This window comes from Rahnella sp. BCC 1045 (assembly GCF_019049615.1).
Classification (GTDB): domain Bacteria; phylum Pseudomonadota; class Gammaproteobacteria; order Enterobacterales; family Enterobacteriaceae; genus Rahnella; species Rahnella contaminans.
The window spans coordinates 20,566-30,678 of the sequence record NZ_JAFMOZ010000092.1 but is presented as its reverse complement, the minus strand read 5'-3'; the positions used below and the strand labels follow the sequence as shown (position 1 = coordinate 30,678).

Sequence of the window (10,113 nt, the reverse complement as noted above, 5' to 3'; positions counted from 1 at the left end):
GGGAATGCCTTTTTCTTTTGCGCTTTTTTGAAAACTTCTTTTAAAAAATCAGGCCGTCATGCCACCGGCAGTTTATCCAGAATAGCCTGCGCGGTATTCACGTCGGTGACCAGCGAATTAATCATACCCGAACGTACTGCACCGATAATCCCGGCGGCCTTTTCCGGCGTGGCAGCCACGCCAATGGTCAGCGGCGTTTTACGCAGTTGTTCGACCGAAGCCGCAATCATTCGCTCCTCACCTTCCCAGTGCAATAAATCACCGGACTCAGTGAAGTAATGGCGCAGCACATCGCCCGCCGCGTCGCTGAGCGCCTGTTCGCCCGGCGTGGCGGTGGTGGATTCGCTCGGTTTTGGTGTATGCGTCAGTCCCACGCCGACAATCGCTGCATCGAGGCGGTCCCACAGCGAAATAATTTCTTTCACGCTCGGGTCGGCGAGAAATGCATCACGCAATTCTGCCGAAGAAATATAAGGCGCATGCAGAAAATACGGCGTGCCTTCCATCTGTTCTGCCGCGCGACGCACGAACTCGGTGATCTGAAAATGCGGCGCAGACTGCTGCATTCCGCCATTGAGCGCCACGGTCATAATGCCCGGCAGACGCGGCATACCGGCCAGCGTCACCTCGCGCACGGCCCTGCCCCAGCCGATACCCAACACCGATCCCGCACCCAAACCGGCTTCCTGTAAAAGAGAAGCCAGCGGCGTCGCCAGCGCGCCGAGCACATTACCCGGCGGCGCATCCACAACATAGGCGTGTTTCAGTCCGAGACGTTTTATCAGGTCTGAAGTCATGTCTTCAGGAGAAGATAATCCCACCACTTCAATGCGCACAATCCCCGCCGCACGGGCTTTATTCAGCAGCCGGGAGATGGTTGCCGTCGACACATCCAGCTTGCGTGCAATCTCCACCTGAGACATATCAGACTCGTAATGCAGCTTGGCCACCAGGTGCATCATGGCACGCGTTGCTGCAATATCTTGCAAAATTGGCTCTTTCAGCTTGAAATTCCTTTCAGTAATGAATTACACTCAAATCGTCGATTGAGGGATTATTGCGCAACACCTGTAAAAATGCAATGTGCCGGATCGGGCTTCAACCCTTGTAAAACGGCGTGTTACGCGATTTTCCGCCCCTTTTCGTCGGGGGGAAAAGACAGAACGTCCAGTGTAATCGAGATTTTTTCATCTGTAATAAATTTCACGCAAAGGAGAGTTCCATGTCAAAAATGTCTACTTCAGAATTACGCAGCTATCAGCAGATTTGTGGCAAAAATGGCGCAATGCTGGTGATCGCCTGTGACCAGCGCGGTGCCATGCGCAGCCTGCTCGCCAGCGATCCGCAACAACAATCTGCCATTTCAGAACACGAGCTCGGGCTGATTAAAGCCGATATCACCCAATATCTCGCCAGTAAAGCGTCCTGTGTTCTCGTCGATCCGGTCTGCGCCGTGCCACAGCTGGTGGACAACGGTATTATTGCCCGCGACACCGCCCTGCTGATTGGCCTTGATGCATCAGGCTGGGATAATTCACCGGAAGGCTACCGTCTGTCACGGCTGGTGGCGAACGTTGATGCGCGGCGCGTACGTGAACTGGGTGCGACCGGCGGCAAAATCATGGTGTATCTGCGTTCGGATCAGGAAGCGGCGAACCGTCACAACATCGATATTTTGCGTCAGTGCATTGACGATTTCGCCCGCGAAGACCTGCTGCTGGTGGTGGAGTTCCTCACCTATAAACTCGACAATGAAACCGAGGAAGAATATAAAGAAAAAGTCCCGTCACTGATTTATGGCGGCACGAGGATTTGCCTGGAATGCGGCGCGAAGGTGCTGAAACTGCCTTATCCGGGCTCGAAACAAGCCTGTGCCGACATTACAGAACTCGCCGGCGACGTGCCGTGGGCGGTGCTTTCCGCGGGCGTAGATCATTCCACCTTCCTCAAACAAGTGGCGGATGCCATGAGCGAAGGCGCATCAGGCGTGATTGCCGGGCGTTCTCTGTGGAAAGACTGTATCTCGCTGGATCGCAGCGCGACAAAATCCCGGCTCGAATCGCTGGCGGTTCCGCGGCTGAACGAACTTCAGGCTGTTATTCAGCAATATTTCCAAGCCCCGACCCGCAACCAAACTGAACAGGTGGAACATGTCTGAAAACAGAAGCGCCTCACGAAATGGCTTTACCGGCAAACGCGTCATCCTGGTAAACGGGATCCCGGCGTCAGGTAAAAGCCGGCTCGCCGTTGAGCTTTCTGAATACAGCGGCTGGCTGCAACTGTCGCTTGATGGCATCAAAAACCCGTTTCTTCAGCGGCTGCAAAATGTCGATCGCCCTTTTAACCGCGTGCTCGGGCTGGCAAGTTATCAGGTTATCTGGGATATCATCGGCGGCGCACCGCAGGGCAGCACCTTTATTGCCGATGCGTGGTTTGGTTTCCAGCCAAAAGAGGTGTTGCAGGATTATCTGCAACGGGCGGGCGTCACGCAGGTTCTCGAAATCTGGTGTCAGATTGATGCAGAACTCGCTGCGGAACGTTTTGCTTCACGACTCGGGGAACGTTTACCCGGACACGTCGGGGCAGAATATATTCCCGAATTAAAAATTCTCGCCGGAAATGCACGACCAATGACGTTAGGGCCAGTTTATTGTGTTGACCAGAATGTTATTGGACAAAATAAGCCTGTTAATATTGTTGGTATTCACGAATGGATAATGAATTCCTTCAATACACAGATTCAATAAATACGTCCATGAGGAAATATTCATTTACTGAAAAGTAAGCCAATTCTGATATCAGGACCTTGTTAATACACTACTATCATTGATTCCTTCACGTCGCCTGAAATTAATATCTTTCATTGATGACTAACAGGACTGGATAGATCACAGTTTTTATTTTAAATAAATATCATACTGAGAAAAGACCCTATTCATATGAAGAGGTATTATGTTAAGCGACTGGATTAATGAAAGTAACACCACCATTATTACCAAAATTGATGACTGGAAAAGTGCCGTGGCATTAGCTGTGCAGCCTTTAATTGATTCCGGCGCCGCCGAAAGTCGCTATCTTCAGGCAATATATGATATGCACCGCGAAATCGGTCCTTATTATGTGCTGGGAGAAGGTATTGCCATGCCTCACGCCAGGCCGGAAGAAGGTGTGGTAAGAACGGCACTCTCTCTGGTGATTGTTTCAGAAGGCGTCGAATTTGGCAGCGAAGATAATGATCCGGTTTATGTCATCTTCGCGCTGGCCGCCGTGGACAGCCACTCTCACATTGAAATGATCGCCAGCCTCTCTCATCTTTTCTGCGATGATGAAGCGGCTAAAAAATTAAAACTGAGTAAAAACAAGCAGGAAGCTTTAGACATTATCCGGCAGTTTTAAACGTGAAGTGTAGAGAGACGAACATAACCCTTAATGAACACCTACAAAGAACCTAAGGAAACGTGATGAAAAAGTTATCTATTCTTGCGGTATGCGGTGCGGGTTTAGGCAGCAGTTTTGCCTGTGAAATGAGTATTGAAGCCGCGCTGAAAGATTTAGGCGTGGAGGCGGATTTATCGCACTGCGATATTTCCAGCGCTACCTCATCCAGAGCCGACATTATTATGACCGGCGAAAACTTCAGATCACAGTTCCAGCATTACACCATCAGCGCCAATATTATTTACCTCAAACGCCTGGTGGATAAAAATGAAATAAAAACCAAGCTGACGCCTGTCCTTCAGGAAATGGGTCACCTGGCAATCTGATAATAATAACGTTTTGACTCACAGAACGTATAAATCTACAGAACAATTACCGTGAACTCTACAGGGGACACTTATGTCTTTCCTTCACTTTATTGTCAATGATGTATTAGGCCAGGCATCAATATTAATTTCGCTGATTGCCATGATTGGCCTGATTGCATTAAAGAAAAGTCCGGGGCAAGTTATTACCGGCACATTAAAAACGCTGCTCGGATTTCTGGTTTTACTTTCCGGCGCCAGTATTATTGTCAATGCGCTGACCTTCCTGGGCGAAATATTCCAGAAAGGTTTTCATATGCGCGGCGTGGTCACCGACGTCGGTTCAATCGCCGGTATCGCACAACAAACGCTCGGGCGGGAAACCGCATTAATTATGGTTCTGGCGTTTATCGTTAATATCCTGATTGCCCGTCTGACCCGCTTTAAATATATCTTCCTCACCGGTCAGGCGTCATTGTGGATGGCGACCGTCTGTTCCGTTATCGGCTATATGGGCGGCCTGCGCGGTGCGGAGCTGATCATTACCGGCGGCGTGATTGCCGGTGTGATGGCGGTCGGTATGCCGGTGCTGGCACAACCGATTGTGCGCAAAATTACCGGCTCTGATGACTTTGCGCTCGGCCATTTCTGTACTATCGGTTACATTGTGCAGGCTGGTGTGGCGAAAATCACCGGTAACGTCAACAAAAGCACCGAAGATCTCGAATTGCCGCAGGCACTCTCCTTCCTGCAAGACACCTATCTGTCGATGATGGTGGTGATGATCCCGATTTACCTGATCCCCGCCATCGCCGCCGGGCCGGAGGTCGTCGCGCCTTTCGCCAACAACGTTAACTATCTGGTCTACTCGTTCCTGCAATCCATTCAGTTTGTGGTCGGCGTTTACGTGCTGCTCTCCGGTGTACGCCTGCTGCTGGCGGAAATCGTGCCAGCATTCCGTGGCATCGCCCTGCGCATCGTGCCCAACGCCATTCCGGCGCTCGATTGCCCGGTGCTTTTCCCCTACGCACCGAACGCCGTCATCATCGGTTTTATTTCCACCACCATCGGTTCTGTCATCGGCATGTTCCTGTTTCCGAGTCTGGGGCTGGCGATGATTTTACCAGGCATGCTGACCAACTTCTTCGCGGGCGGCACGGCGGGTATTTTCGGTAATGCGGTGGGCGGACGGCGCGGCGCGATTATCGGCGGCATCTTCCACGGCCTGTTTATCACCCTGCTGCCTGCTCTTTTACTGCCGCTGCTCGGCAAGTTCGGTTTCTCGAACGTGACCTTCAGTGATTCGGACGTCATCAGCGTCGGGCTGGTATTCGGCCACATTCTCAACTTCTTCCACTAAGTGATCCGGAGGTTAAGGTTATGGACACACGCATTGAACAAATTTTAGCGCAGCAACTGCCGCCACAGGATTCGGCGAAAGCGCTGAACGAACTGGGAAAACAGTTTCAGGAACAACAGGATCTGGACGCGGCCATTGTCTGCTGGGAACAAAGTATGGCCTGTTATGGCAAGCCGGGATTTGCACAGGCGCAATTGATGAAAGCTTATAACGTGCGGCGACGCCAGTGTTCGGAAGCCGGTGACGGTCAGGGGCTGGAGGTATATTCGGAGAAAATCGATGCGCTGATGCAAAAAAGTAAGGATGCCATCCGCTACGGTTTCTGAGGCAGAAAAAAGCCAGAACGAAGGTTCTGGCTTCTGCCATTTACTGATTCAGCGATTTCGTCCGTTGCGCAAAGCTCTTACGCAACTTTTGCAGTTTCGGTGGGATCACCGCCATGCAATAGCGGTTCTGCTGCCCGGCACCTTCCCAGTAATTCTGGTGATAACCTTCCGCCACGTACACTTCGCCCAGCGGTTCGATACTGGTCACAATCGGATCACTGTGGTCGTGCTGCGCACGCAGAATTGCTGCTTCCGCTTCTGCTTTTTGCTGTTCGTTAGCCGGGAAAATCGCCGAGCGGTATTGCGTGCCGACATCATTTCCCTGACGGTTCAGCTGGGTTGGATCATGCGTGACGAAGTGAATATCCAGCAAATCGCCGTAACTGAGTTTCGCCGGGTCATAACCGACCCGAATGGCTTCTGCATGACCGGTTACGCCCGTGCAGACCTGCTCATACGTCGGGTTCGGGCGCGTGCCGCCCGTGTAAACACTTTCCACCGACTCCACGCCGATGACGTCTTTGAACACCGCTTCCGTACACCAGAAACAGCCGCCACCGAAGATAGCGTATTCGATTGTCATACAGACTCCTTGATTTAGGGGACAGAGAAATAATGGGGGCGGAACACGCAGAGATAAAGAGAAGATAATAAAAAATGCCGTATGAAATTCTTCATTGCTGAAATTTATAATATTTTAGGCAAATTGATTTACCTTATAAAGAGTAGTGATTTTCCGTCTGATTGATCTGCATTTTTTTTCATGGCAGTATCGTTGCGATTGAAATACAGGAAATTCCCCCTATGAAAGACGTAATTGAAGGCTTCCTCAGATTCCAGAAAGAAGCGTTTCCGCAACGCTCTAAGTTATTCAAAGAACTCGCATTAAACCAAAATCCTAAGACTCTGTTTATATCCTGCTCTGACAGCCGGTTAGTGCCGGAATTAGTCACGCAGCGTGAACCGGGCGAACTGTTTGTTATCCGTAATGCCGGTAACATTGTGCCGCCATTCGGGCCGGAACCGGGCGGCGTTTCTGCCACCGTCGAGTACGCCGTAAAGGCGCTGGGCGTCAAAGATATCGTGATCTGCGGGCATTCCAACTGCGGCGCGATGGGCGCGATCGCTAACTGTACCTGCCTGGATCACATGCCAGCGGTAGCTCACTGGCTGCGTTATTCCGATGCGGCAAAAGCCATCAACGAAGCCACTGAACACGCCACGCCGGAAGCGCGCGTCAACGGCATGGTGCATCAGAATGTGGTCGCACAGCTGAGCAACCTGCGCACGCACCCTTGCGTGGCGGTGGCATTAGCGAAAGGCGAAGTGACCCTGCACGGCTGGGTTTACGATATTGAATCAGGCTGTATCGAAGCATTTGATGCGAAGAGCGCCAGCTTTATTTCGCTGTCAGATAATCCGGAAGTCAGAGCCAGTTAATTAATTTTTCGCATACCGGAAAATTAATTATCATCCGGAATATTGTGGGTAATATTCCGGATGATAAATCAAAGCATCACCCCGTTCGTTATTTGAAATAATCCTTTCCAGAGCACTAAATCAGCGCCCGCTAAATCAACACTCATTATAATCTGAACGCGACACCCCCTTTTCACCAGAGTGAGAAAACTGATGCCCCTTACGCCGTTAAACCGTCTGGCCGATTTGCCTGCCGCGCAGTGGGATGCACTGGTGCCAGCGCAACAACCCTTCCTCAGCCATGCGTTTTTATCCACGCTCGAAGACAGTGGCAGCCTGCGGCCAAATTCCGGCTGGCGTGCGGAACATCTTCTGTGGGAGGAAAACGGCAAAATTCTGGCGGCCATTCCCGGCTATCGAAAACGCCATTCTTACGGAGAATACGTGTTTGATCAGGGCTGGGCGGATGCCTGCCAGCGCTCGGGCATTGCGTATTACCCCAAATGGCTGGGCGCCGTGCCGTTCAGCCCGGTGACCGGCGCACGGCTGCTGGGCGATGAGTCTGCTGCGGTCAACCTGTTACAGGCATTACCGGATTATCTGCAAGAAAACAGCCTGACCGGCGCGCACATCAATTTTACTGACGTGCGCGCTAACCGGTTAATCGGGGCTGAACCCGTCTGGCAACACCGGCAGGGATTGCAATATCACTGGCATAACCGCGGTTATCGCGATTTTCAGGATTACCTCGATGCGCTCACGTCGCGCAAGCGTAAACAGTTTCGCAAAGAACGCGAACAGGTGGCATCACAGGGTATCGAATTTATCTGGAGGGAAGGCGCACAGGTTACTGAAGCGCAGTGGGATTTCGTCTACGCCTGCTACAGCAATACCTATCATATCCGTGGCCAGTCGCCCTACCTGACCCGCGCCTTTTTCAGCCTGCTGGCAGAAAGAATGCCGGAGGCGATCCGCGTGGTGATGGCGCAGCAAAATGGCCGCGACGTGGCGATGGCGTTCAGCTTAATCAGTGGCGATACGTTTTATGGCCGCTACTGGGGCTGTCTGGCGGAGTTCGACCGGCTGCACTTCGAAACCTGTTTCTATCAGGGGATGGAATATGCGATTGCACACGGACTGGCGCGGTTCGATGCGGGCGCGCAGGGCGAACACAAACTGCTGCGCGGGTTTGAGCCGGTGATCACCGACTCATGGCACTATTTACGGCATCCGGGTCTGCGCGACGCCGTCGAAGATTTTCTGGTGGAAGAGCGTGCCGGCGTGCAGCGCTGGGCCGATGAAGCCCGTGAAGTGCTGCCCTACCGGCACGCTCCGTCTTAAAGAAAGATTAATCCATCCCGACAAATCCACCGGTCTGATGCTGCCACAAACGGGCATACAGACCGCCGTGCGCCAGCAGCTCGGCGTGGCTTCCCGTCTCAACAATCTGCCCTTTTTCCAGCACCACCAGACGATCCATTTTGGCAATGGTCGATAACCGGTGCGCAATCGCAATCACCGTTTTACCGTCCATCAGCGTTTCCAGGCTTTCCTGAATCGCCGCTTCCACTTCTGAATCCAGTGCAGAAGTGGCTTCATCCATAATCAGGATCGGCGCATTTTTCAGTAACACGCGGGCAATGGCGATACGCTGACGCTGCCCGCCGGAAAGTTTCACGCCGCGCTCCCCGACGTGCGCATCCAACCCGGTTCGCCCCAGTGAATCATAAAGCTGCGGAATGAATTCATCGGCACGCGCCTGACGTATCGCCAGCTGCAATTCTTCATCCGTCGCGCCCGGTCTGCCGTACAGCAGATTGTCGCGAATCGAACGGTGCAGCAGCGAGGTATCCTGCGTGATCATACCGATTTGCGCGCGCAGACTGCCCTGCGTGACGTCGGCAATATTCTGCTCATCAATTAAAATCCGCCCGCCATCGATGTCGTAAAGCCGGAGCAAGAGGTTCACCAGCGTGGATTTCCCCGCGCCGGAAGGCCCGATCAGGCCGATCTTCTCACCGGGGCGGATCGCCAGATCCAGATCCCGGATCACCGGGCTGCCTTTTCCATAGTTGAAGTTCACGTGATCAAAACGGATCGCACCCCGATCAACTTTCAGCGCCGGAGCCTGCGGCTTATCCGTGACGGTCAGCGGCTGCGCGATGGTGTGCAGGCCATCCTGCACCGTACCGATATTCTCGAAAATGCCGTTCACCACCCACATAATCCAGCCGGACATATTCACGATACGAATCACCAGCCCCGTCGCCAGGGCAATAGCCCCGACGGTGATCAGCGATTGTGTCCACAGCCACAGCGCCAGCCCGGTGCTGGAAACAATCAGCAGACCGTTAAGCGTGGTAATCGCAAATGCCATGCCGGTTAACAGGCGACCAGCCAGCTGGGTTTTAATGGTTTGTTCCGTGATGGCTTCACGTGCGTACTGCTGCTCCAGATCGGTATGCGCGAACAGTTTGAGCGTCGAAATATTGGTATAGCCGTCCACAATGCAGCCCATCAGTTTTGAACGGGCTTCGGACGATTCAACCGAACGCTGCTTCACGCGCGGAACGAAATACCACAGGCAGATTGCGTAACAGAAAATCCAGATAATCAGCGGGATCATCAGACGCCAGTCGGCTTGCGCAAACAGAAACAATGCGCTGGCAGCGTAAATCACCACGTGCCAGATGGCATCAACCATTTGTACCGCAGAATCGCGCAGCGAACTGCCGGTCTGCATGATGCGCTGGGCAATACGCCCGGCAAAATCGCTCTGGAAAAAGTTGAGGCTCTGTCTGAGGACGTATTTGTGATTCTGCCAGCGGATCATGCTGGTCATGCCGGGCGTCAGCGTCTGATGAACCAGCAAATCATTCAGCCCGAAAAACACCGGCCGCATGATCATCGCCACCGCTGCCATCCACAGCAGTTCGCCCATATGGTCAGAGAAAAAACTGCCCGGCGGTGTGTCTTTGGTGAGATCAATAATCTGGCTGAGATAGCTGAACAGCGACACTTCAATCAGTGACGCCACCAGCCCGACGACCAGCAATACCGCAAAACTCGGCCAGACCTGACGCAGATAATAAAGATAAAAAGGCCAGACTTTACCCGGCGGCTCAGCCCCCGGTGCCTCCCGAAAAATGTCGATCATTCGCTCGAAACGGCGAAAAAGCATAGCATTCCCCCTCTGGAATTTCCCTGGCGACGTCGATCTTTCCCATGCCATTTCAACGCCGTAAAGGGGAAAGCTTAGTGCATT

At 52.7% G+C, this 10,113-nt stretch carries 11 protein-coding genes; 8 read left to right on the top strand and 3 right to left on the bottom strand.

From position 1 onward, the window contains the following. Positions 1–56 precede the first annotated feature (56 nt). On the bottom strand, positions 57–989 hold the full coding sequence (locus J1782_RS03190) for a sugar-binding transcriptional regulator (protein ID WP_217152409.1): 933 nt from the start codon (positions 987–989) through the stop codon (positions 57–59). 233 nt (positions 990–1,222) lie between these two features. On the opposite strand from J1782_RS03190, the gene J1782_RS03185 reads away from it, so the two are divergent. The 6 genes from J1782_RS03185 (at position 1,223) to J1782_RS03160 (ending at position 5,429) form a co-directional block, all read left to right on the top strand. Continuing rightward, positions 1,223–2,158 carry a tagatose-bisphosphate aldolase gene (locus tag J1782_RS03185; protein WP_217152408.1) on the top strand — a complete coding sequence of 312 codons (936 nt, stop codon included), beginning with the start codon at positions 1,223–1,225 and terminating at the stop codon, positions 2,156–2,158. Further along, positions 2,151–2,747, top strand: coding sequence for an AAA family ATPase (locus tag J1782_RS03180; RefSeq protein WP_152327599.1), 597 nt, complete (start codon positions 2,151–2,153; stop codon positions 2,745–2,747). The genes J1782_RS03185 and J1782_RS03180 overlap by 8 nt, the downstream gene beginning before the upstream one ends. A gap of 205 nt (positions 2,748–2,952) precedes the next feature. Then, a complete protein-coding gene (locus tag J1782_RS03175) occupies positions 2,953–3,396 on the top strand; it encodes a PTS sugar transporter subunit IIA (RefSeq protein ID WP_208950060.1) in 444 nt (147 codons plus the stop codon). Positions 3,397–3,461: 65 nt separating this feature from the next. Continuing rightward, on the top strand, positions 3,462–3,764 hold the full coding sequence (locus J1782_RS03170) for a PTS sugar transporter subunit IIB (RefSeq protein WP_165060888.1): 303 nt from the start codon (positions 3,462–3,464) through the stop codon (positions 3,762–3,764). Positions 3,765–3,837: 73 nt separating this feature from the next. Next, positions 3,838–5,103 carry a PTS sugar transporter subunit IIC gene (locus J1782_RS03165; protein ID WP_152327602.1) on the top strand — a complete coding sequence of 422 codons (1,266 nt, stop codon included), beginning with the start codon at positions 3,838–3,840 and terminating at the stop codon, positions 5,101–5,103. Positions 5,104–5,123: 20 nt separating this feature from the next. After that, positions 5,124–5,429, top strand: a complete 306-nt coding sequence (locus J1782_RS03160) for a hypothetical protein (RefSeq protein ID WP_217152407.1) — start codon at positions 5,124–5,126, stop codon at positions 5,427–5,429. 40 nt (positions 5,430–5,469) lie between these two features. On the opposite strand, the gene msrA is transcribed toward J1782_RS03160, so the two are convergent. Beyond that, positions 5,470–6,012 (bottom strand): peptide-methionine (S)-S-oxide reductase MsrA, encoded by a 543-nt coding sequence (gene msrA, locus J1782_RS03155; RefSeq protein ID WP_217152406.1) that lies wholly within the window; start codon positions 6,010–6,012, stop codon positions 5,470–5,472. Positions 6,013–6,233: 221 nt separating this feature from the next. Between msrA and J1782_RS03150 the strand changes: the two genes are divergently transcribed. Together J1782_RS03150 and J1782_RS03145 are read left to right on the top strand one after the other, a co-directional pair. Next, complete coding sequence (locus tag J1782_RS03150) at positions 6,234–6,869, top strand: carbonic anhydrase (RefSeq protein WP_152327605.1); 636 nt, start codon at positions 6,234–6,236, stop codon at positions 6,867–6,869. A gap of 192 nt (positions 6,870–7,061) precedes the next feature. Further along, a complete protein-coding gene (locus tag J1782_RS03145) occupies positions 7,062–8,189 on the top strand; it encodes a GNAT family N-acetyltransferase (RefSeq protein WP_217152405.1) in 1,128 nt (375 codons plus the stop codon). Positions 8,190–8,196: 7 nt separating this feature from the next. Here J1782_RS03145 and J1782_RS03140 read toward each other — a convergent pair whose 3' ends face one another. Continuing rightward, positions 8,197–10,029 (bottom strand): ABC transporter ATP-binding protein, encoded by a 1,833-nt coding sequence (locus J1782_RS03140; protein ID WP_208950062.1) that lies wholly within the window; start codon positions 10,027–10,029, stop codon positions 8,197–8,199. Between the last annotated feature and the right edge of the window lie 84 nt (positions 10,030–10,113).